This window comes from Ruegeria sp. AF5 (assembly GCF_056541905.1).
Genome location: NZ_JBQFYZ010000001.1, coordinates 170260 through 192670 on the forward strand (window position 1 = coordinate 170260; position 22411 = coordinate 192670).

Genomic DNA, 22411 nt, shown 5'->3' on the forward strand with positions numbered 1-22411 from the left:
TTCATGTTCAGCTATGGTCTCTGGCCCGGCCTTGCGGGCCAGAGACGTTATGGTTTGGAGACTTGACTTAGTTGCAGGGTGCAGGGCCGTTCTCGACGCCCTGGCACAGGTCTTCCAGCGGAATCCAGCCAGCATCGACCACAACGGACAGGTTGTCTTTTGTGATCGGCACAGGCGCCAGGAAGACTGACGTCATCTCAGTCCCACCGGGCGAAGTCCAGCTGACCGCGCCTTCGACGTCCGCCGCAGCCGTTCCACCGCTCAGCGCGACCGCGATTTCACCTGCGGCTTTGCCCAGTTCGCGTGCGTCTTTCCAGACCGAAACGGTTTGTGTGCCTTTGGCCACCCGGTTCAGCGCCGCATGGTCGCCATCCTGACCCGACACCGGAATGCCGTCCATACCTTGTGCGGTCAGTGCAGCAACTACACCGCCTGCGGTTCCGTCATTTGACGCGACCACAGCATCAACTTTGTTTTCGTTGGCGGTCAGGATCTGTTCCATGTTGCGCTGCGCGTTCGCAGGCAGCCAGCCGTCGGTATAGGCTTCGCCAACGATCACAATGTCACCACTGTCAACAGCGCCCTGAATGATCTCCTGTTGACCACCGCGCAGGAAATCCGCGTTCGGGTCGGTGGGCGAGCCCTTGATCATCACATAGTTGCCTTTGGGCATGGCGTCGAACACCGCACGCGCCTGCATACGACCGACTTCGACATTGTCGAAAGTCAGGTAGAAGGCCCGATCATCTTCGATCAGACGGTCATATGCGATGACTGGGATACCTTCGTCGGCCGCTGCCTGAACAGCCGGTCCGATGGCCTGGGAATCCTGCGCCAGAATGATCAGCGCATCAACGCCCTGGGCGATCAGGCTTTCAATATCCGACAATTGTTTGGCCGACGACGATTGCGCATCTGCCGAAATATACTCGGCACCGCCTGCCTCAAGCGCGGCTTTGATTGCCGCTTCGTCGGTTTTCCAGCGCTCTTCCTGGAAGTTCGACCAGCTGACACCGACCGTGGTTTCTGCAAACGCAACCGTCCCCATCAGGACGGCCACAGCAGAAGCGCTGAGAATTCGTTTCATGATTTCCTCCCGGTTTATCGAGCCATCGCTTCATGATTCGTGGCTCTCACAATTCTGAGTAGCATATTTATTTCAGTCAGTAAAATATTTATGCTACCCGAAAGAAGAAAAACCGCTTACGTTTGGGAAATCACCAGATTCGCGAGGGCAGAATGCTGAAAAGCAAGGTTTCTTCAAACGCTACGGATCAACGAAACATCACCCGTTTGCGCGTGCTGGAACAAATCCGGTCGACCGGAGCGATATCGCGGATCGACATTGCAAGCGCGCTTGAGACCAGCCCGGCGACAGTGACAACAGCAACGTCAGATCTGCTTTCGGCTGGTCTGATTCAGGAAATCGAAAGCGAAACACCGTCAAAATCCGCGCGCCGCGGCAGACCACGTGTGCTGCTGAAACTGCATGGCGGATGTCACCTGATTGCCGGTGTAAAAGTGGCCCGGCACCAGATTTCAGTCATCCTGGTCGATTTTGAAGGCACTGAGATCATCTCCTACACACATCCGTTGGAAGAGGCCCGGATGGCCCCGGAAGCGTTTGCAAAAAAGATTTGCACGGCGCTGGAACAGGCCTGCGCCTCTGCAAGCAGGTCCCTGACAGAGGTCTCCGGCGTCTGCATCGGGATTGCCGGACTGGTCGACGCGGAGCGGAATTTTGTACATTGGTCATCTTCGCTGACAGAGCGCAACGTAGATCTGAGCCCGCTTCTGTCCCAAGCGCTCCCCTGCCCCGCATTTATCGAGAATGACGCCAATCTGGTTGCAAAGGCCGAACAGCTTTTCGGTCTTGGCAAAGGGTTGAAGAACTTTCTGGTTGTCACGATAGAACACGGCATTGGTCTGGGCATTGTTTTGGATGGCAAGCTTTATCGCGGCGAGCGCGGTTGCGGCGCGGAATTCGGGCATGTCAAAGTTCAGCTGGATGGCGCATTGTGCCAGTGCGGGCAACGCGGATGCCTTGAAGCTTATGTTGGGGAATATGCCCTGATCCGCGAGGCAACCATTGCCAGCCAGGCTACTGACCCGCACACTCTTGCTGATATTCACGCCGCCGCCCAATCCGGTGATGCCCGGTCCATTTCAGTTCTGTCCCGCGCTGGACAGATGTTTGGAATGGGGCTTTCCAACTTGATCAATCTGTTCGATCCGGAATGTATCATCCTGTCTGGCACCCGAGGCAGCTTTGAATACCTGCATTCTGAGGCAGTGATGACCCGTATCAAAAACGGTGTCGTCAGCGTTGACGCGCCACTGCCTGAAATCAACGTAAACCATTGGGGGGATTCAATGTGGGCAAAAGGGGCAGCAGCCTATGGGATCGAACAAGTCTCGATCCTGAAAGTCAGGGAACTGGCGGAAAATGCGAGTTGAACTGACGATCCTGCTAGCGACAGCGTCTGCCGCCACGGCCGACATCAACCTTCCGCAGTTTCACAGCATCGACGTCCCCAGCCATGTTTACGACGGCGGATGGGAGCACTTCGTGGGCGGAGGCATCGCCGTTTTCGACTGCAATGGCGATGATCGGCCCGAACTGTTTGCCGCAGGGGGAACCAACCCGGCGCAATTGTTTGTCAACACATCAGGACCCAATGTCAGTTTTCGGCCAGAAACGCCAAGCGCGCTATCCCTGACCGGCGTGACCGGCGCCTACCCAGTGGATATCGACGGGGACGGATTTGTGGACTTGGCGGTTTTACGCGTTGGCGAAGACGTTTTGTTGCGTGGCAAGGCGAATTGCGCATTCGAACCGTTCACCTCGTTGAATTTCCAGTCTCAGGAACACTGGACCACCGGTTTTTCCGCCACTTGGGAAAGCGGTCAATCCCTGCCGACACTGGCTTTTGGAACATATGTCGACCGAACCAATCCCGATGGCCCGTTTGAAGCCTGCGGGCCGACGCTTTTGTATCGCCCCGAAGGGACGGCCTATGGCCCACCTCTCCACCTGGTACCGGGACATTGTTCCTTGTCCATACTGTTTTCCGACTGGGCGCGCAGCGGGCGCGCGGACCTGCGTGTCAGTAACGACCGCCATTACTATGTACGCGGCGGGCAAGAGCAGCTTTGGGCTATGGAAAACACGCCACGCCTTTACGCGCCGGAAGATGGATGGCTGTCCTATTCGATCTGGGGCATGGGGATTGCATCAAGGGATGTATCAGGGGACGGCTTTCCTGATGTTTACCTGACCTCGATGGGGGACCAGAAGTTTCAGATCCTTGATCCCACGGCCGAGGGACCGACATGGCGCGACGCGACTTATGACCGGGGGACAACGGCGCACAGGCCGCATGTTGGCGGCGATGGTCGCCCCTCAACCGGCTGGCATGCGCAGTTCGGCGACGTCAATAACGACGGGCGCGACGACATATTTGTCGCCAAGGGCAATGTCGAACAGATGCCCGATGCGGCGCAAACCGACCCCAACAACCTGTTGCTGCAATCCGCAAATGGCCAGTTTTTCGAAGCTGCCTCAGCGGCGGGTGTCGCCTCCATGGGCAAGTCCCGCGGTGGGGCCTTGGCCGACCTGAATGGGGATGGATCACTTGATCTGGTGGTGGTCAATCGCGGGTCAGAGCTTGAGATATTTCAGAACGAACAACAGCTTGGAAACTGGGTTCAGGTTGATCTTGGCCAGGATCGTCCCAACCGCGCAGCTGTCGGCAGCTTCATCGAAGTCAAAACCTCCGACAGAGTCCAAACGCGGGAGGTGACCATTGGCGGTGGTCACGCAAGTGGCATCTCTGGGCTTCACCACTTTGGTCTGGGCAACGCGGACGAACTGGAGCTGCGGGTTATCTGGCCAGACGGCACGGTTGGTGATTGGCAGACCTTCAGAAGCAACCAAGTGCTTCGCATCGACCGCTGATCATTGATCAACGGGCAAACCGCTGGGAACATGCGCTGGCACACCCAGCCGGACCGCCGGGTCTAGCAATGTGCTGAGAAAGCTCAAAATGGCGTTTACTTCATCATTACTCAGGCTGATTGGGGCCAGATCATTCGACACTGCAATCGCCTCGGTCAGCGTGGGGTCGAGCAAGGCTTTTTGATCTTCCGCGCCCGGAAACTCTGGCAACGCTGCTTTTTCGACCGAATAGCTGCGCAAAGCTGCGACCGGATCCAGATGATGACGGACAACATCTTCAAGCCGCGCGTAAGCTCCGTTGTGACCATAGGGTGCCGTAAGGGTCACATTGCGCAAGGATGGCGTGCGAAATGTGAAGGCGTCATCCGCATTGCCCGTCACACGCAATCGCCCGTCATCGCGAACATGGTTCTCGAACCGGGCGGCTTTTCCCGGCCCGATTTGCGGCATGGCGATAGAATGAAATCCATGATCCGTCTGGAACCAGCCGGAATGGCAGGTGCTGCACCCGGCTTTGCCGTAAAAAAGGTCGAGCCCCATCTGTGCCTGCTCGGGCAGCGCTTCTTTCCCCTGCATCGCGCGATCAAACAGGCTGTTGTCAGCGCGCCATTCAAAGGCGATGAAATCGGCAATGATATTGGCGATTGCGGTAAAAGTAATCTCTTCTCCGGGCGCGAGCTGGTCAAAGCGCGCCCTGTATTCCGGGATTGCGGCAACACGCGCCGCGATAAGGTCCCATGCGCCGTCCTTTTGGGTCAGCAAACCAAGACGTACGGCTTTGCTCACTTCGTTTTCCGAATAGTGGCCGGCCATTTCGTCAGCCGACAAGACCGGGAACATTGCTTGCGCGGCCAGTGCAGATTGGAAGCCCGGCCTCATATCTGTGCCCAAGGGCGTTCGGAACCCGTCAGGCTGGGACGGGTCTGCCTCAAGACGCCCGTCATGAAAGAAGGTGGTGAATTCCAGCGCCCCAAGGTTCCACAGCCCTGGTGCATTTCGGGGAATGCGCTGCTCGGGCCTGTTTTCCTGATCAAGCCTGCGCGCGGCCCCCAGCCCCACACCGCCCTCGCCGATACCCAGAGACAGCGCATCTGACGTTCCCAGTTTAGGATGATGGCAAGTGGCGCAGCTGATGTTTTTGTTCCCCGACAGGATCGGGTCGTAAAACAGCAACTGCCCCAGTTCGACCTTGGCAAGATCCGGTTCTACAAATTGAGGAAGCGGCCCGAGGTCTTGCGCCTGCGCCGCCTGTAGTGTCACGCAAAGGGCCAGAGCGTATACCGATATCGCAACTTTCATACCTGATCCTCTGGGATTTCCAACGTCAGAACTTGTTTATACGGACGGTCCGGAGAATAGATGACGGACGGAAACAAGGGGTGGTTCACAGCGTCCGTGTAACCGGAAGGCTCAATGCAAAGCCCTGCGCATGGTGTGAAAGGATTAGACAGGTACGACGCGGAATAGACCTGCGCGCCGGGCTGATCAGAGTAAACATTCATGCGCAAACCTGACGGTGTTTCAACCGTTGCAACCGGTCGATTTAATTTGCCCGCCTCTTCAAACACGAAGTAGTGGTCAAGGCCACGCCCCTCATCACCGATAACGCGCACGGATGAGAAATCCAGCCCTTGGTTTTCGATCTCATTCACGACGCCTGTCGGAATGGAGCTGTCGTCCAACTCCAGTACCCGCTTGGAATTCAGTGTCAATCGGCTGTCAAGAATACCGCTTTGGCGCCCAAGAGTATAGTAATTGTGCTGCGCAATGCTGATCGGCGTAGGCCGGTCCGGCCATGCGGTGATCGTGTAAGTCAGCCGTGGAAAAGCCAGCTCGACATGAATCTCGAACCTGATTTCTCCGGGAAAACCGTCAGCGCCGTCAGGTGACGTCAAGGACAGAACCGCACGGTTCGACTTGGTCTTCCTGATAATCCAGTGGCTGCGTGACAGCCCGACCACACCGCCATGCAGCGTGTTTTCCCCCTCATTCGCCGTCAAGCGATAAGCGGCATCCTGCATATTAAACTTTGCGCCACCGATCCGATTGGCGACGCGACCCACGATTGCACCTATGTAATACGGGTCCGCCAAGTATTCCTGCGGGTTTGGATAGCCCAGGATCAAGGGCGTTTCACCGATCCACCACCCTTGTGTGATCGCCCCATAGCTCAGCAGGGAAACCGACATCGCACCATCTTCCAGAACAACCTGTTCGATGGGTAGGGAAGTGACGCCCTTCATCATGGCGCAGACAAGGGGGATAGTGCCGCATAAAACTGGCGGTACCTTTGATATTCAGCCTCATAGGCATCGAATAACCCCGCGCGGGGCTGAACAATTTCAGAGATTTCTGGCGATGTCATGAGCTCCACCGGGTCTGCGCCGTTTACTGCACAGGCAGCAAGGCGCGCCGCGCCGATGGCGGCTCCGAATTCACTGCCTTTGGGCAAGGCAAGCGGGACGCTCAGAACAGTTGCCAGCGTCTCGACCCAGAACCGGGATCGTACGCCCCCGCCGACAACCATCAGGCTTTCAGGTTTTGTTCCCGTGCTCCTGAGGGCTTCAAGGCAATCACGCAGCGCGAATGAGACACCCTCCATCACGGACTGTGCAAGATCCGCTGGATCCGACGCAATATCCAGCCCCATAAACGCCCCCCGGATGGCGCTGTCATTATGAGGGGTACGTTCCCCCGACAGGTATGGCAGGAACTTGGTCTTCGACGGCCCGGTGACGGTATCCGGCAAAGCCGATGCGAGTGCACCAACGGATTGGCCGAGATTCCGGGACAGCCAGTTCAGGCTGTTGGTCGCCGACAGGATGACGCCCATTTGGATCCAGCGCTCCGGCACCGCGTGGCAGAAGCAGTGAACCGCCGTTTCCGGTGCGGGCGCGTAACTGTCCTTGGCAACCAGCAGCACACCGGACGTTCCCAGCGATAGAAAACCGCGGCCTTCGGCGATGCTTCCAATACCACAGGCCGCCGCCGCGTTGTCGCCTGCCCCGCCCGCAACGACTACGGGTCCGGTCAGGCCCCAGTGCTGCAAAATCTCCGCCCTCAGCTCGCCCCCGGCGGCGCTGCCTTCGACCAGTTCGGGCATCTGATCCCGACGCATATGGCTGAGCTCAAGCGCTTTTTCTGACCATTCCCGACGTCCGACGTCCAACCACGCTGTACCCGCGCTGTCAGACATGTCGCTGATGTATTCTCCGGTCAACCAGAAGCGCAAATAATCTTTGGGGAGCAACACTTTGGCAGTCTTTTCAAAAACGTCAGGTTCATGCCTGCGCACCCATTCCAGTTTAGGCGCAGTGAAGCCGGGAAAAACGATGTTTCCGGTGATCGATCGCATCGCGGAAAGCGCATCCAGTTCGGCAGCTTCACGGGCAGACCTTGTGTCGTTCCAAAGGACACAGGGCCTCAATACGCTACCATTTCGGTCCAGAAGCGTTGCGCCATGCATATGCCCGCTCAGACCTATGCCCCGCACTGCCGAAAACGCAGCGCTGTTTTGCCCCTGCAACTGGGCAACGACCTTTTGACACGCTTCAACCCAATCCGCAGGTTCCTGCTCTGACCAGCCCGGATGCGGTGTCGATGTGTTCACGCTCGCTTCGGCCTCGGCAACGACGTCACCGCCTTCACTGACCACAATTCCTCGAAGACCTGACGTCCCCAAATCAAGACCGAGATACACCTGCTCCTCCCATTTGTAGGCCGCAATACTGTAGGCAACAGAAACCTAGTTTTGCAAAGGCATCAGGTTTCACTGGCACAGTTTGCGCTAACATCACAAGGTGAAACAAGACAAGGAATATAAAAATGATGTCGTCCTGGACAGCACTGAATGACCCGGACCCAGACAGCGACCAATACGAAGGTGCCCGATAAGAGGTGACCTGAACTAAGCCGCGGGAGAAATTTTTTGCGATTGTCTGGCAACATGTTTCCGTAAAAACTTCGGAACGTTCTCATCTTACTGATTTCGGGCAGGCAGAGCTTCTGACACCATGATCAGCCGCAAGAAGGAAATCGGCGAATGAAATCACATGCCAAAGTTGTTGTCGTTGGCGGCGGATGTGTGGGCGCGTCCCTTCTGTACGGTCTGACACAGCACGGCTGTAGCGATGCGGTGATGCTGGAACGAACCACGTTGACCTCAGGCTCGACCTGGCATGCCGCCGGTCTGCTGGTCACCTTCGTGCGGTCCCATAACGTGTCGAAGATGACGATAGAAACCATCCGCATCTATTCAGAAGTCGAACAGAAGATGGGTACGTCGGTAGGCTTGCGTAAAGTGGGTCAGCTGCGCGTTGCCAACACACAGGAACGTTGGGATGAATTCCAGTCATATATCTCGATTGCCGAGGCTGCAGGTGTGCCCTGCAAACTGCTGACGCCCGCGGAAATTGCCGATGTTCATCCCCTTCTGAACCAGTCCGAGCATATTCGCGGCGGTATCCTGCATACCGAGGACGGCTATGTGAACCCGGCCGACATCACCATGGCAATGGCAAAGCTGGCGCGGGATGCGGGCGCCACAGTCTATCAGAACACCGAAGCACAGGCGTATGAAAAGCTGGAAAGCGGTCATTGGAAAGTGACCACCAATCAGGGAGAGATCACGTGCGAGCATCTGGTTTTTGCCACCGGCAACTATGCCCGTGAAAATGCCCGGCGCGTTGGGCTGGACCTGCCCTGCATTCCCATCGTTCACCAGTACTGGACCACGGAAACCGTTCCGCTGCTCAAGGAACGTCGTGCGCAGGGTTTGCCCGAGTTCCCGATCCTGCGGGATGAAGATTACGGCGCATATATGCGCGAAGATGTCGGTGGCATTCAGTTCGGGCCCTATGAATTCACTAAGGACCTAAAACTGTTTGCCGAAGACCGCGTGCCGCCTGACTTTGGCGCAGACCTCTTGCCCGAGGATTTCGATGCCGTGGAAACCCAATGGGAACGGGCAATCGAACGGGTGCCAGTTCTTGGCGAGGTGGGCATCAAGGCCAACACGCGCGGCCCCTTCCAAATGACGCCGGACGAATTGCCACTTGCCGGGCCAGCGCCGGGGCACAAAAACCTGTGGCTGGCCGAAGGGATGCCCGGTGGCATTCTGTGGGGCGGCACCGTGGGCGAACGGCTGGCCCGCTGGATCGTCGACGGTGATCCGGGCATGGACATGTCGGAACTGGACCCGCGCCGTTTCTCTGACTACGCCTCCAAACGCTGGACCATGGATAAGGTTCGCGAAACCTGGGGCACACATATGAACGCGCATATCCCCGGCGAAGATTTCCCGGACGCGCGTCCGATGAAAACCGTGGGGTCTTACGATCTGCTGACGGCGCATGGCGCAGTCTGGACCAGCTTCAACGGCTATGAATTCCCGCGCTGGTTCGCCAAATCGCCGCAAGAGGCGATCCCAGAACATTCTTTCCGCCGAACCAATCACATGGAACGCGTTCAGGAGGAAGTGCACACCACCCGCGAAGAGGCCGGGTTCATCGAGATGTCGCCGATGACCAAGTTTACTGTACGCGGTCCCGGCGCTGCGCGGTGGCTGGATGGTCTGATGGCAAACAAATTGCCCAAAGTGGGCCGGATGAACCTGTCGCTCTTGTTGAATCCAAAAGGTGGCATGGATGCGGAATACACAGTTGTCCGCTATGCCGAGAATGATTTTTACCTGGTCTCGACCCCGAATTGGCGCGCCTATAACTGGGATCAGCTGCAACGTCTGTTACCACAAGATCAATCGGTTATCCTTGAAGACGTTTCGGAACAGTTGGGTGTGATCGCTCTGGCCGGTCCCAAGGCGCGCGAGATTTTGCAACCGCTGACCGACAACGATTTGTCGAATGCTGCTTTTCCCTGGCTCTCTGCGCAAAAGGGTGAAGCGGGCTATGCCAAAGACGTACACCTGCTTCGGGTATCTTACACAGGCGAGCTGGGTTGGGAACTGCACCATCCTGTCGGGTATAACCGACACCTTGTCGACCTGCTTTTGAAAGCCGGTGTAAAACCCTTCGGGCTTGAGGCGTTGGAGTCCATGCGCCTTGAAAAATCCTATCGCGCCATCAACCGCGAGATTTGCAAGGACATGACACCGTATGAGGCCAGCCTTGATCGGTTTGTTGTCACCGAGGGGCGAGAGTTCATCGGAAAAGCGGCGCTGGAGAAGCAGAGAAGCGAGGGCAATCACAAACGGCTGGTCACGTTGAAACTTCCCTTTGGCGAAACTTCGGTGATGTTCGATGAAGGCGTTTATGCAAACGGTGAACTGATCGGGCACGTTACGTCGGGCGGGTTCTCTTATTATTGCAACCACGACATAGCGATGGCACTTGTACCAAACGATATGACCGCGCCGGGTACATGGATGCAGGTGTTGGTCCATAACGAAATGCGCGATGCCGAGGTGATCGATACTTGCGCCGTTGATCCCACCAGCGCGCGTGCGCGTGCCTGACCCCTGAAGTAAAAAACTGGATTTGAAAAGATGACCGAACAATCGACCAAAACGCTTTCTCTTGCCGACGTTCGGGCGCTGGCGAAATCCGTACTTGTTTCTGCCGGTGTAAACGCGCAGGGCAGCGATATTCTGGCCGACATTGTTACCCGGTCCGAACGGGACGGACCGCGCAGCCACGGATTGCGTATGCTGCCGGTCTATGTCCAAAGCTTCACCTCGGGCTATGCAAACGGCAATGCGAAACCCAAGATAGAAAAGGCTGCCCCGGGCGTTCTGCGCTGTGACGCAGATAACGGGTACTATCAGGTCGCCGCAGCAGAAGCCCGCGACGCGTTGATCGAAATGGCGCGGGAAAACGGCATTGCCGCTTTCACCTGCGCAAATTGCCACCATCTGGGCGCGTTGCGGTTTGACACCGAACCGCTGGCCGAAGCGGGTCTGGTGGCTTTCGCCGTGATCAACTCATTGTCCATGGTGGTGCCGCAAGGCGGGGTGCGCCCGGTATTTGGCACCAACCCGATGTCTTTTGCCTGTCCGCGCGAGGGCGGTGCGCCGATAGTCTGGGATCAGGCGTCTTCAATGGTTGCTTTGATGGATATCCGCATGGCCGCAGCCGAGGGGCACGACCTGCCCCACCCTGCCGGTCTGGACCCTGACGGCGCACCCAGTACGGACCCGAACGCTATCCTGGAAACCCGCAGCCTGTTACCTTTTGGCGAGCACAAGGGCGCCGCAATCGCTTTCATGGTTGAAGTGTTGGGTGCCGCCCTGGCTGGTGGAACCCTTTCCGTGAACAATCAAGAACGTGAGGCGTTCGGAGCCCTTAACATCAAAGGCGGTGCAACACTGATTGCGATTGATCCGACGCGGTTCGGCAACGAGGCCTTCAATCAATATATCGCGCGCATTTGCTCAGAAATTGTCGGTAATGGGGACGCCCGTGTTCCGGGTGATGGGCGTCTGGCCAAACGGGCGGCAGCCGAGGCTGACGGTGTTGAGGTCAGCACCGAGGTTCTGGCCGCGTTAAACGCGTCCTGAAATACCCGCGCTCAGCTTTCTGGCTAGAGGGCCATCCTACGACACGGGCGGCTTCAAGCGTCAATGCAGCTTTGCACAGGCGGTAATCTTGCCGAACCAAGCACGGATGCGACAGTCCATTCTCCCCTCGTAACGGCGGTCCATTGCGGTCTAAGGCGTCGCACTTATCTACCGCCGCCCGCAACAAATAGCCTGGAGAAGAAGTCAAACAAGTCAGCGTGACACTCTAATGGCAGGATATGCGCCACATATTGGTCCGGCCTGACGACGACCATACAACCCTTTCTCCGGTCAATTCCGCGCATTTCGTAGATGTCTTCACGCCTCTTGTGATCAACGCAAAAAACCTTCTCGAAGTCGCGCAGGCCATACCTGCCCTTCTCGGGTTTCAAAAGAGACGGCATATCCTCATAATTCAGCGATATGAAATCCTGCGGGAAGATGGCCCGTAGGTCTAACAAACCGTCGATGTCTTCGTCAGGGCGCACAAACCGTCGCAGAGGAGAGTTCGGATCGCTTTGCAAAACCTCGCAAAGCTGATGGATCGATCCGCCTTGCGTACCTGCGTCTCCCTGTCCTGCGAAGGCATAGAGCCTCCAGCGCGCATCCGCTTCGGCCACATGCCCCAGTTGCATGGGCATGGCATCTGCAAGCCGGACAACTGGTGCTGAATGAAATCGCTTGCCTATAACCAGCCCACGCGCCAGATGCTGGTGAACCGGTTCGGCGACCAAGTCCGAAGGCCCATAGTGAACCGAAAGCCCGCCGGTGAACTCCAGATTTTCGATAAACTGTTTTTGAATTCGGGGCATATCGGTGCCGTCAAGCTCTGACTCGCCCGGAGGCGCACTCATGATCCGGGCCCATTTATGGTCGGTTTCGACCAGTCTTTTGGCCTCTTGCAAACGCTCGGCCGAGTAGCTGTGAAGAAGATCAGGCTTTGACCTTCCTGTCAGCACATGCACCAGTTTCCAGCCCAGGTTGAAAGTATCGCCCATCGACACGTTCATCCCCTGACCCGCCTTGGGGCTATGCGTGTGGCAGGCGTCGCCCGCCGTGAAAACGCGCGGGGTGCGTGTAGCAACTTCATGCTTAGGAACATCGTCGAACTTGTCGGTCAGCCTGTGGCCAATCTCGTAGACCGACCACCAAACGACTTCATTTACGTCGATGGAATAAGGACGCATGATCCGGTTCGCGGCAGCGATGATATGGTCAGCCGTCAGATTGCGGTTGGCGATCCGCTCATCCGGGTTCAGTTTGTCAAGCTCAACATACATTCGGAACAGGTATCCGCCTTCGCGCGGAAGGATCAGAACGTTTCCTTCCGATGCCGATTGAACAAGGCATTTCCGCCGCAAATCGGGAAAATCGGAATTCGCCAGAATGTCCATAACGCCCCACGCCTGATGTGCGGCATCGCCTTGCAGCTTACCCCCGATGGCCTTGCGCACATTGCTGCGTGCACCGTCACAGCCTACGACATAGTTGGCACGCACTGTAAGCCGTTCAACCACGCCACCATCATCGCCCAAGCGTTCAAGCTCTGCCGTGACGGGGTGATCCGTGGAACCGGTATCAATTGTGAAATCGCTGACACGAAGCCCGTAATGGGGTTGCAGCCGCGTTGGAGCGTTTCTCATCACATCCAGAAACAGCTCATGAATCCGGGCCTGATTCATCAAGGTATGTGGCATCTCGGATTGATCTTCGGCAACGTCCTGCACCGTGCCCGCCCGGCGGATGTGGCCCGGGCTTGCGGGATCGGGCGTCCAGAATGCCGTTTGGTTGACCCAATACGCTTCGCGCTTCACTTTCTCAGCAAAACCAAACGCCTGAAACATCTCCATCGAGCGGACGTTGACGCCATCCGCCTGGCCTTTCTCCATCGGACCAGGCTTTTGATCCACGATCATTGTCGAAATTTCGGCGAACCCGGCCAGTTGCGCTGCAAGGCAAAGCCCCGCCGGTCCACAACCCGCGATCAGAACGTCAACCTTTTCGGGGATGGTTGCGGGGTGGTTGTGGTGATCGGAGCGGCTGAGCGCAGCCGGTTTGATATCCGGGTCACCCGGACGAAATCCATCAACGTAATATTGCATTGTCCCCTCCTCCGCAGGTTCACATAAATTTAATAACTGTACTTACTATTTCCTGTCAACAAAGATATGTACACTCACTAATTGCCGCGGTAATTCTGGAATAAGTGACGGCGTAAAGTGATTTCGGAGGTTTTGCGTGAGTATTTACGGAATGGCGGGCCACCTCATCCGCAGGCTCAATCAGATTTCAACCCACGTGTTCTCGGTCCGGATGCAGGAGGCCGGGATTGACCTTACATCCGTTCAGTTCGCAGCACTTGAAACAATTCGCGCCGAACCCGGCATTGATCAGGCCACAGTCGCGGCGAAAATCGCCTATGACCGCGCAACAATCGGCGGGGTCATCGACCGGCTGGAGCAGAAAAACTACGTCAAACGCTCGGTCAGTCAACGTGACAGACGCGCGCGAGAGGTCACCTTATCCGGAAAAGGAAAAGACATCCTTGCGGCGGCTATGCCAGTCGTAATTGACCTGCAAAACGAGATCCTCGGAGGGCTAACTCCGAATGAACGCGAAACGTTCCTGAAGCTCGCAGGCAAGGCAGTTGATGCTGTCACCGACGATAACACACGGCCTTGAATTACAAAGCGGACGCTGGTTCAATTAAAACAAGGAAAGCAAATCCACCATTTTTGAGCTTTAGTTTCCGAAACTAGAAACTAAAATCTAAGAAATCTCAATTTACCTTTGAGCCAACCGAGGGCAATGTAATCCTGAGAGGATAAATTGCGTCCGCGCATGACCTGTCTGATGCGTAGCGTTTCGACGAAAAGGTTCACATGTGTGAACATTCTGTTTTCCGAAAAGGACCTGAAACCAAACACTAAAAAAGTGGATATAACTCGTTATAAAACATAACTAATATGAGCAATCATGAACAGGGGATGATACTCATAGGTCATCTAGGGAGGAGACCATGACCAACTTGCGCAGAACCATACTCAAATCTGCAGTGACAGCGATTGCTTTCGGTGCCATGTCAACCACTGCCATCGCGGCCGAAGTGACACTGCGGATGCACCAATTCCTGCCGGCACAAGCCAACGTACCCAAGAACGTTCTGGATGTCTGGGCCGACAAGGTCGAAGCGGATTCGGATGGCCGGATCGAAATTCAAAGGTTTCCGTCCATGCAGCTTGGGGGCAAACCCCCCGAACTGATCGACCAAGCCATTGATGGTGTGGCAGACATTGTCTGGACTGTGTCCGGATATACACCAGGCCGCTTTCCCCGAACCGAGGTGTTCGAACTGCCGTTCACCATGACTAATGCCGAAGCCGTCTCACGCGCCTATTGGGATCTGGCCGAAGAAACCATGATGGACGATGACTTCAAGCAGTTCAAAGTACTCGGGCTCTGGGTGCACGGCCCCGGTTTGATCCATTCAAAGGAACCGATCGAAAGCATCGAGGATCTGAACGGCGTAAAGCTGCGCGCACCGACACGCGTAACCAACGGCCTTTTCAGCTCGCTTGGAGCAACCCCGGTTGGCATGCCTGTTCCTGCGGTGCCTGAAGCGCTGTCTAAAGGCGTGATCGACGCAACTGTGATTCCCTGGGAAGTGACCGGCGCCCTGAAGGTCAACGAACTGGTCGGAAACCACACGACCTTTGGCGACGACACGCTATATACCACCACCTTCATCTTCGCGATGAACAAGGACCGCTGGGATGCATTGCCGGATGATCTGAAGGCCGTCATCGACGCCAACTCGGGCGCTGAATTCTCGGCCTTCGCAGGCAAGCAGATGCAGGCCGATGATGACGGACCGCACAAGCAGGCAATGGAACGCGGCAACAACATCATCACGCTGAGCCCGGAACAGGTTGCGGAATGGAAGGCAGCATCACAGCCGACCACTGACGCCTGGATCGCCGAGATGGATGAAAAAGGTCTGGACGGAACCGGCTTGCGCGCCCGCGCGCTCGAACTGATTTCGCAATACTCCGGCAACTGATCCGGTCGCTCTTCCGGCGCTATTTCCCGCTGGGAGAGCAATCCCTTTGGAGTTGATCATGCAGAAACTGGTTGAGCGCATCGCGCGCTTCATGGCCGTTCTCGGCGGTGTGGTTCTGACTGCGCTGGTCCTGCTGACCTGTGTCAGCGTGCTGGGGCGCGGCTTGAACACGCTGGGTCACTCGGACATTCTGACGTCACTGTCGGAAGCAGCAGCAAATGCGCTGATTGCATCGGGCGTCGGGCCGGTGAATGGCGATTTTGAACTGGTCGAAGCCGGCGTTGCATTCGCCATATTCTCGTTCCTGCCGATCTGCCAGCTCTACGGCTCTCACGCCACGGTCGATGTATTCACAAACGCCCTTCCGGCTAAGGTGAACAAGGTGATCATCACGTTCTGGGAAATCGTCCTGTCGCTTGTCATCCTTTTGATTACATGGCGCCTGTTTGTCGGCATGCAAAACAAGCTGGACTATGGTGAAACGACCTTTCTGCTGCAATTTCCTGTTTGGTGGGCCTATGGGCTAAGCTTTGTTGCCGCCCTTGTCGCATCACTTGTTGCTGTCTATTGCGCCGTCGCGCAGGTCATCGAGCTTGTCACCGGGCGTCATATCCTGCCCTATCGCGGGGAGGCCGCACATTGACCATGCTCGAACTGGGCTACGTGTCCTTTCCCGTACTTCTTATAATGATTTTCCTGCGCGCACCGATTGGCCTTGCCATGTTGCTGTGCGGGATTGGCGGGCTGTATTTTGCCATGGGTGGCACCAGCATGTTCATGGCCAAGCTCAAAACCGAAACCTACTCTACCTTCTCCAGCTATTCGCTGACGATCATTCCGATGTTCCTGCTGATGGGGCAGTTCGCGACATTATCGGGCATGTCTTCGGCCTTGTTCAAAGCGGCCGAAAGCTGGTTGGGCCACCGCAAAGGAGGCGTCGCCATGGCGGCAGTTGGCGCTTGTGCCGGATTTGGCGCAATCTGCGGGTCCTCCCTTGCCACCGCCGCGACGATGAGCCGTGTCGCGCTGCCCGAACTGCGCCGCTACGGCTATTCCGGCGGGTTTTCGACCGCAACGCTTGCTGCTGGCGGCACATTGGGCATTCTGATCCCGCCTTCGGTGATCCTTGTGATCTATGCGATCCTGACGGAACAGAATATCGCCAAGCTGTTTCTCGCGGCCTTTGTCCCCGGCATTCTGGCAGCGCTCGGCTATATCATCACGATTTCGATCTATGTGCGCATGTATCCTGACGCCGCGGGCACCCGCGAAGCGATCCCTTATCCTGAACGCGTACGGGCACTGCTGGATGTCTGGCCTGTCCTGCTGGTTTTTGGCCTTGTTGTTGGTGGCATCTACCTTGGCTGGTTCACCCCAACCGAAGGCGCAGCCGTGGGGGCGGCGGGAACCGGGTTGATCGCTCTGATCTCGGGCAATCTGAACTGGCAGGTCTTCGTCGAAAGCATCATTGCCACGGCCTCAAGCACGGCGATGATCTTCTTCATCGTGTTGGGCGCAGGGCTGTATAACAGTTTCCTAGCGCTCACTCAGGTACCGCAGGAACTGTCTGGCTGGGTCGTTGGACTTGGGCTCAGCCCGTGGATGGTGTTGTGCCTGATCCTGGTGTTCTATCTGATCTTCGGGTGTCTGATGGACAGCCTGTCAATGATCCTGCTGACAATCCCGATCTTCTTTCCGGTCATCAGCGCACTGGATTTCGGCATGAGCCCCGAACATGTGGCCATCTGGTTCGGTATTCTGGTTCTGATCGTTGTCGAGGTCGGGCTGATCACCCCTCCGGTCGGAATGAATCTGTTCATTATCAACGCTATGGATCGTTCAACCCCGATGACCCAAACTTACAAGGCAGTGATGTGGTTTGTCACCTCTGACATCATTCGGGTCATGATCCTGGTGCTGTTTCCAGCCATTACCCTGTTCCTGATCCCCTAGCTTAGACACCAACAGCGGTCCGGAGCAGGCCCATCCGAAAATAGGTATGAGATACAACAATGATTGAGCATAATAAATTGGAGAGAGCACCATGCAGCTAAGTGGATGTATCGCCCTGGTCACCGGTGGCGGAAGCGGACTGGGCGCTGCAACGGCAAGGCATTTCGCCGCCAGCGGAGCAAAGGTTGCCGTTTTGGATTTCAATGCTGACGGTGCGAAGGCAGTCGCTGACGAAATTGGTGGCCTTGCCCTGCAAGCCGATGTCAGTGACGAGGCCTCCGTCAGTGCCGCGTTTGAGACGGCAGTATCCCATTTCGGGTCGGCGCCCAGAATCGCCGTCAGTTGTGCAGGCGTCGGCATGGCGGCCAGGATCGTCGGGCGCGAAGGCAAGCTGTCCTTCGACGTGTTCGAGAAAACTCTGCGCGTAAATCTTTTTGGCACTTACAACGTGATGAGCCACGCAGCGAGACTCATGGCCGAGCTGGACCCGCTGGCTGACGGTGAACGCGGTGTGATCATCAACACGGCGTCGGTTGCGTGGCAGGACGGTCAATTGGGTCAAGCGGCATATGCCGCGTCCAAAGGGGCAATCGCTTCGATGTGCCTGCCTGCCGCACGGGAACTCGCACAGTCGGGTATTCGGGTGATGGCCATCGCACCTGGCCTGTTCCACACGCCAATGATGGAAGGCTTGCCGGAAGAGGTCACTGCCAAGATCACTGCGAACATTCCCTTCCCGGCCCGCCTTGGCGAAGCGCGCGAGTTCGCAATGCTCGCCGAACAGATCGTTGAAAACCCGTTTTTGAATGGCACCACTATTCGACTTGACGGCGCCGTTCGTCTGCCGACCCGGTAAGGAGTTCCCCATGGACAGCCAAAACCTGAACATTGAGGTCAACGGATCCATCGCGACCCTGACCATGAACCGCCCCGACAAGCGAAACGCGATGTGCGAGGAACTGTTGGGAGAGCTGGATGATTTCTTTTCTGCACCACCCAATAACGTGCGTGTGGTGATCCTGACCGGAACAGAAGGGCACTATTGTTCCGGATTGGACCTGTCCGAGCATGTTCATCGTACAGCCGAGGAAAACCTGCATCATTCCCGCCACTGGCACAGTGTCATGGACAAGATCCAGTTTGGTGGGCTTGCGGTTGTCTCGGCCATGTTTGGTGCCGTGATCGGTGGCGGGCTGGAGCTTGCAGCGGCAACACATGTTCGCATCGCTGAACCTTCGACGATCTTTCAGCTTCCCGAAGGTCGGCGCGGTATATTTGTCGGCGGCGGTGCGACCGCGCGGGTCGGTCGCCTGCTGGGGGCCGATCGGATGACCGAGATGATGTTGACCGGCCGCAAATATGGTGCCGATGAAGGGGTATCGCTGGGGCTGGCACATTATAGCGTGGGTGAAGGCGAGGCTTTGGCGCTGGCCCAAAAGCTGGCAGGTAAGATTTCCCGAAACGCGCCACTGTCAAACTATCTGATGATTCAGGCGGTCGCGCGGATCAATGAAATGTCGCAAAACGACGGGCTGTTTACTGAATCGCTGGCCGCGGCCCTGTCGCAAACAACACCGGATGCGCAGGAAGGACTGCGGGCCTTTCTTGAAAAGCGCGCCCCGAACTTCAGGTGAACACATGAAAAGGAAACATGAACACACGCCAGAAGACAGCGCGCCAAACACGATCAGCGATGCCACGCTGCGGGGCTTTGTCGGTTATCGCATGAAACGGGCCTTCAATGTGGTGCAGGAAGATCTGACAACAACTCTGCGCCCCTTTGATCTGCGAATGCTGACGTATACGGCACTGGTTCTCATCGTTGATAACCCCGGATTGCGGCAGTCCCAACTGGCTGACGCAATGGATATCGAGCGCCCGAACCTTGTCGTTATCATTGATGAACTGGAGCGCAGGGAACTGATCGTCCGCGACCGGGTACCCACCGACCGGCGCGCCTATGCCCTCAGGACGACACTGGCGGGAAGGCAATTATATGAAAAGGCCGTCGCCGCGGTTACCGCCCACGAAGGCAAGCTGCTGGCCGGTTTGGATGACGCAACCATCACCACCGTTTTCGATGCCCTCAGGACGATCGAAAAAGCGAGGAAAAGGGGCTGATCATGCAACGCACATCGGAATACCTGGTGCATTCTGTTTCGCGCGAAGATCGGGCCGACGGCTCCATCCTGCTAAAATCGAACCACACTCTTGGTCCTGTCGTCGACAAAACCGGTGTCTGGCTGCACACCTGGGCCTCGGACGCGCCTGACCGCACGTTCATTGCTGAACGCAGCGGCGCGGGATGGCGCAAGGAAAGCTATGCGACCACGCTTGAAAAGGTGCGAGCCATCGCAAGCTCGCTATTGGCGCGTGGGATGGGGCCTGACACACCGATCCTGATCATGAGCGGTAACGGTGTCGATCACGGTCTGCTAAGCCTTGCTGCTCAGTATATCGGCATACCAACAGCCCCCGTGGCTGAGCAGTACGCGTTGATCCATGGCGCGCACGGCCGCCTGCGCCATGCCATCGAACTGGTGCGCCCGAAGATGGCCTATGTCGTCGATGCGGATAAGTACCGAGAGGCGCTGGAACTGGATGCGCTTCAAGGGGTCGAAGTCGTAGCCAGCCGACAAGGCAGGAACAGTCAGGTCACAGCGTTCGACGAACTTCTCAAAGAGGATGTCAGTGTCGATCTTGCGGCCGCCTATGAACTGGTTGGCCCCGACTCCGTCGCCAAGATCCTGATGACCAGCGGTTCAACCTCGGCCCCGAAGGGGGTCATCACGACCCAACGCATGATGTGTGTGAACCAGACCATGCTGGCCGACGCGTTGCCATTTCTGCGCACGCGTCCGCCCCGTGTGGTCGATTGGCTGCCATGGAACCACGTCTTTGGCGGATCACATAACTTCAACATGATGCTAGCCAACGGCGGAAGCTTCTACATCGACGACGGCAAACCGGTAGCTGGTCTGTTTGAGAGGACGCTGGAAAACCTGTCCATGGTCACCGGCACGCTCAGCTTCAATGTTCCCGTAGGTTACGGCATGCTGCTGGGCGCATTGCAGCGGGATGGCGATTTGCGTCGGCGGTTCTTCGAAGAACTTGATCTGATTTTTTACGCGGGCGCTTCACTGCCACAGGACATCTGGTCTGGATTTGAACAGATGGCGCTGGGTGTCAAAGGTGAGATACCGCTGATGACCTCGTCCTGGGGACTGACCGAGACAGCGCCCGCCACAATGATGCAGTCCGAGCCCATTGATCGTTCCGGGGTTGTTGGCGTTCCGATGAACGGCGTGACACTCAAGCTGATACCGGATGAAGACATGCGGTGCGAAATGCGCATCAAAGGGCCAAACGTGATGCCCGGGTATTTCAACGAACCCGAAAAGACGGCCAGTGTTTTCGATGAAGAAGGGTTTTTCATTACCGGCGACGCCATGCGGTTCATCGACCCGCAGGACGTAAACAAAGGTATGAAATTCGATGGCCGGATTTCTGAAGATTTCAAGTTGCTGACCGGTACATGGGTGCGTGCCGCGCAATTGCGGATGGACTTATTGACCTGCCTTGCGCCTCTTGCCTCAGATCTGGTCATTACAGGTGCCGACAGAAATGAGATCGGCGTCATGGTCTTTCCCGATGTCGCCGAGCTGAAGCGGGAAGGATTTGACCTGAACGACGACAGTGGCGCCTACTGCTGCAAATTGCTGCAAGGCGAAATTCACCGCCGCCTGGCAGAGCGCGCCCGCGAGTTATCGGGCAGCTCCACACGGGTCGGGCGCGCCATTGTCCTTAGCGAGCCTGCCTCGATGCCCGAGGGCGAAATGACCGCCAAGGGGAACCTCAATTTCCGCAAGATACTGACACGCCGGCAAAATTTTCTTGAGCGTCTTTATGACGACGCCGATCCGGCAATCATAAAGATCTGAGAAAGGAACGAACAGATGGTCGATATCTCCAAGGTTCGCGCAATCGACATTCACGCCCACGCTGAAGAACCCTGCGGGTGCCACTCGGATGACGGCTATGACGACCTGCAGGCAACCATGGCCAACTACTTTGGCGCGCCGTGGAGCCATCCGCCTACGGTTCCCGAAACTGCACAGCACTATCGCGAGCAAAACATAGCCGCGGTGATCTTCCCGGTCGATGCCGAGCGGGAAACCGGCTATCGGCGCTACAAGAACGAAGAAGTTGCCGCATTGGCGGCGGAAAATGACGACGTGCTGATCCCGTTTGCGTCAATTGATCCGCACAAGGGCAAGATGGGCGCACGAGAGGCGCGCCGCCTGATCCGCGAATTTGGTATCAAAGGGTTCAAGTTTCATCCGACGATGCAGGGGTTCTACCCCAATGACCGCATGGCTTATGACCTTTACGAAGCAATCGCCGAGGAAGGCTGCATCGCCCTGTTTCACACTGGTCAGACCGGTGTCGGTTCGGGCATGCGGGGTGGTAACGGAATGCGGCTTAAATACTCGAACCCGATGTTCATGGATGACGTCGCCGTCGATTTTCCGGATATGAAGATCATCCTCGCGCATCCGTCATTTCCCTGGCAGGAAGAGGCTCTGTCCGTGGCACAGCACAAGCCCAACGTCTATATCGACCTGTCCGGTTGGTCACCAAAGTACTTCCCCGAGATTCTGGTGAAATACTGCAACTCGATCCTCAAGAAAAAGGTCCTGTTTGGGTCCGACTGGCCCATGATCACTCCAGAACGCTGGCTGTCGGATTTCGAGAAGATCAATATCAAGGACGAACTGCGCCCGGACATCATCAAAGGCAATGCCGCGCGCCTGCTGGGACTGACCCCGTGATGCTGCCCCCTGTCCCATCACTGCCCTACCCAGTCACTTTGAACTTCGACTGTGCCGAACCGCCAGAACCGGGCCGCGTCGTGGTCGTCGAAGTC

At 56.8% G+C, this 22411-nt stretch carries 18 protein-coding genes; 13 read left to right on the top strand and 5 right to left on the bottom strand.

What is annotated here, in order from left to right; all coding sequences use genetic code 11:
* Positions 1-67 precede the first annotated feature (67 nt).
* Complete coding sequence (gene xylF, locus ACR0DS_RS00855; RefSeq protein WP_267364640.1) at positions 68-1087, bottom strand: D-xylose ABC transporter substrate-binding protein; 1020 nt, start codon at positions 1085-1087, stop codon at positions 68-70.
* A 152-nt stretch (positions 1088-1239) separates the two neighbouring features.
* On the opposite strand from xylF, the gene ACR0DS_RS00860 reads away from it, so the two are divergent.
* Positions 1240-2457, top strand: a complete 1218-nt coding sequence (locus tag ACR0DS_RS00860) for an ROK family transcriptional regulator (protein WP_480557383.1) — start codon at positions 1240-1242, stop codon at positions 2455-2457.
* Positions 2447-3958, top strand: a complete 1512-nt coding sequence (locus ACR0DS_RS00865; protein ID WP_480557385.1) for a CRTAC1 family protein — start codon at positions 2447-2449, stop codon at positions 3956-3958. Before ACR0DS_RS00860 ends, ACR0DS_RS00865 begins: the two co-directional genes overlap by 11 nt.
* Here ACR0DS_RS00865 and ACR0DS_RS00870 read toward each other — a convergent pair whose 3' ends face one another.
* The 3 genes from ACR0DS_RS00870 to xylB are packed head-to-tail and all read right to left on the bottom strand — an operon-like array spanning position 3959 to position 7658.
* A complete protein-coding gene (locus ACR0DS_RS00870) occupies positions 3959-5257 on the bottom strand; it encodes a cytochrome-c peroxidase (RefSeq protein WP_480486101.1) in 1299 nt (432 codons plus the stop codon).
* The gene (locus ACR0DS_RS00875; RefSeq protein WP_480616664.1) at positions 5254-6201 is read right to left on the bottom strand and encodes an aldose epimerase family protein; all 948 of its coding nucleotides are present in this window, start codon (positions 6199-6201) and stop codon (positions 5254-5256) included. The genes ACR0DS_RS00870 and ACR0DS_RS00875 overlap by 4 nt, the downstream gene beginning before the upstream one ends.
* Positions 6201-7658: a xylulokinase gene (gene xylB, locus ACR0DS_RS00880; protein ID WP_480476348.1), complete on the bottom strand. Its 1458-nt coding sequence runs from the start codon at positions 7656-7658 to the stop codon at positions 6201-6203. The genes ACR0DS_RS00875 and xylB overlap by 1 nt, the downstream gene beginning before the upstream one ends.
* A 342-nt stretch (positions 7659-8000) precedes the next feature.
* On the opposite strand from xylB, the gene ACR0DS_RS00885 reads away from it, so the two are divergent.
* Both ACR0DS_RS00885 and ACR0DS_RS00890 read left to right on the top strand, forming a co-directional pair.
* Positions 8001-10430 carry a GcvT family protein gene (locus ACR0DS_RS00885; RefSeq protein WP_480557389.1) on the top strand — a complete coding sequence of 810 codons (2430 nt, stop codon included), beginning with the start codon at positions 8001-8003 and terminating at the stop codon, positions 10428-10430.
* 30 nt (positions 10431-10460) lie between these two features.
* Positions 10461-11471, top strand: a complete 1011-nt coding sequence (locus ACR0DS_RS00890; protein WP_480557391.1) for an Ldh family oxidoreductase — start codon at positions 10461-10463, stop codon at positions 11469-11471.
* A 164-nt stretch (positions 11472-11635) separates the two neighbouring features.
* Here the strand turns inward: ACR0DS_RS00890 and ACR0DS_RS00895 are convergent, their stop codons facing one another.
* Positions 11636-13573: an FAD-dependent monooxygenase gene (locus ACR0DS_RS00895; RefSeq protein WP_480557393.1), complete on the bottom strand. Its 1938-nt coding sequence runs from the start codon at positions 13571-13573 to the stop codon at positions 11636-11638.
* A gap of 136 nt (positions 13574-13709) precedes the next feature.
* On the opposite strand from ACR0DS_RS00895, the gene ACR0DS_RS00900 reads away from it, so the two are divergent.
* The 9 genes from ACR0DS_RS00900 to ACR0DS_RS00940 all read left to right on the top strand — a co-directional run bounded on the left by ACR0DS_RS00900 (position 13710) and on the right by ACR0DS_RS00940 (position 22316).
* Entirely contained in the window at positions 13710-14153 is a 444-nt protein-coding gene (locus ACR0DS_RS00900; protein ID WP_480516483.1) for a MarR family winged helix-turn-helix transcriptional regulator, read from the top strand.
* Positions 14154-14490: 337 nt separating this feature from the next.
* Entirely contained in the window at positions 14491-15531 is a 1041-nt protein-coding gene (locus ACR0DS_RS00905) for a TRAP transporter substrate-binding protein (RefSeq protein ID WP_480516481.1), read from the top strand.
* Between the two features lie 58 nt (positions 15532-15589).
* A complete protein-coding gene (locus ACR0DS_RS00910) occupies positions 15590-16174 on the top strand; it encodes a TRAP transporter small permease (RefSeq protein WP_480486114.1) in 585 nt (194 codons plus the stop codon).
* Positions 16171-17484 (top strand): TRAP transporter large permease, encoded by a 1314-nt coding sequence (locus ACR0DS_RS00915; protein WP_209504353.1) that lies wholly within the window; start codon positions 16171-16173, stop codon positions 17482-17484. Before ACR0DS_RS00910 ends, ACR0DS_RS00915 begins: the two co-directional genes overlap by 4 nt.
* A gap of 91 nt (positions 17485-17575) precedes the next feature.
* On the top strand, positions 17576-18340 hold the full coding sequence (locus ACR0DS_RS00920; RefSeq protein ID WP_480557395.1) for an SDR family NAD(P)-dependent oxidoreductase: 765 nt from the start codon (positions 17576-17578) through the stop codon (positions 18338-18340).
* Positions 18341-18350: 10 nt separating this feature from the next.
* On the top strand, positions 18351-19118 hold the full coding sequence (locus tag ACR0DS_RS00925; RefSeq protein WP_480557397.1) for a crotonase/enoyl-CoA hydratase family protein: 768 nt from the start codon (positions 18351-18353) through the stop codon (positions 19116-19118).
* Positions 19119-19122: 4 nt separating this feature from the next.
* A complete protein-coding gene (locus ACR0DS_RS00930; protein ID WP_480545701.1) occupies positions 19123-19605 on the top strand; it encodes a MarR family winged helix-turn-helix transcriptional regulator in 483 nt (160 codons plus the stop codon).
* 2 nt (positions 19606-19607) lie between these two features.
* Positions 19608-21425, top strand: coding sequence for a feruloyl-CoA synthase (locus tag ACR0DS_RS00935; RefSeq protein ID WP_480545702.1), 1818 nt, complete (start codon positions 19608-19610; stop codon positions 21423-21425).
* Positions 21426-21440: 15 nt separating this feature from the next.
* On the top strand, positions 21441-22316 hold the full coding sequence (locus ACR0DS_RS00940) for an amidohydrolase family protein (protein WP_480493522.1): 876 nt from the start codon (positions 21441-21443) through the stop codon (positions 22314-22316).
* Positions 22317-22411: the final 95 nt, after the last annotated feature.

Coding starts and splice junctions, on each gene's coding strand:
- xylF (WP_267364640.1), bottom strand. CDS start 1,087: ATGAAACGAATTCTCAGCGCTTCTGCTGTGGCCGTCCTGATGGGGACG.
- ACR0DS_RS00860 (WP_480557383.1), top strand. CDS start 1,240: ATGCTGAAAAGCAAGGTTTCTTCAAACGCTACGGATCAACGAAACATC.
- ACR0DS_RS00865 (WP_480557385.1), top strand. CDS start 2,447: ATGCGAGTTGAACTGACGATCCTGCTAGCGACAGCGTCTGCCGCCACG.
- ACR0DS_RS00870 (WP_480486101.1), bottom strand. CDS start 5,257: ATGAAAGTTGCGATATCGGTATACGCTCTGGCCCTTTGCGTGACACTA.
- ACR0DS_RS00875 (WP_480616664.1), bottom strand. CDS start 6,201: ATGAAGGGCGTCACTTCCCTACCCATCGAACAGGTTGTTCTGGAAGAT.
- ACR0DS_RS00885 (WP_480557389.1), top strand. CDS start 8,001: ATGAAATCACATGCCAAAGTTGTTGTCGTTGGCGGCGGATGTGTGGGC.
- ACR0DS_RS00890 (WP_480557391.1), top strand. CDS start 10,461: ATGACCGAACAATCGACCAAAACGCTTTCTCTTGCCGACGTTCGGGCG.
- ACR0DS_RS00895 (WP_480557393.1), bottom strand. CDS start 13,573: ATGCAATATTACGTTGATGGATTTCGTCCGGGTGACCCGGATATCAAA.
- ACR0DS_RS00905 (WP_480516481.1), top strand. CDS start 14,491: ATGACCAACTTGCGCAGAACCATACTCAAATCTGCAGTGACAGCGATT.
- ACR0DS_RS00910 (WP_480486114.1), top strand. CDS start 15,590: ATGCAGAAACTGGTTGAGCGCATCGCGCGCTTCATGGCCGTTCTCGGC.
- ACR0DS_RS00920 (WP_480557395.1), top strand. CDS start 17,576: ATGCAGCTAAGTGGATGTATCGCCCTGGTCACCGGTGGCGGAAGCGGA.
- ACR0DS_RS00925 (WP_480557397.1), top strand. CDS start 18,351: ATGGACAGCCAAAACCTGAACATTGAGGTCAACGGATCCATCGCGACC.
- ACR0DS_RS00930 (WP_480545701.1), top strand. CDS start 19,123: ATGAAAAGGAAACATGAACACACGCCAGAAGACAGCGCGCCAAACACG.
- ACR0DS_RS00935 (WP_480545702.1), top strand. CDS start 19,608: ATGCAACGCACATCGGAATACCTGGTGCATTCTGTTTCGCGCGAAGAT.
- ACR0DS_RS00940 (WP_480493522.1), top strand. CDS start 21,441: ATGGTCGATATCTCCAAGGTTCGCGCAATCGACATTCACGCCCACGCT.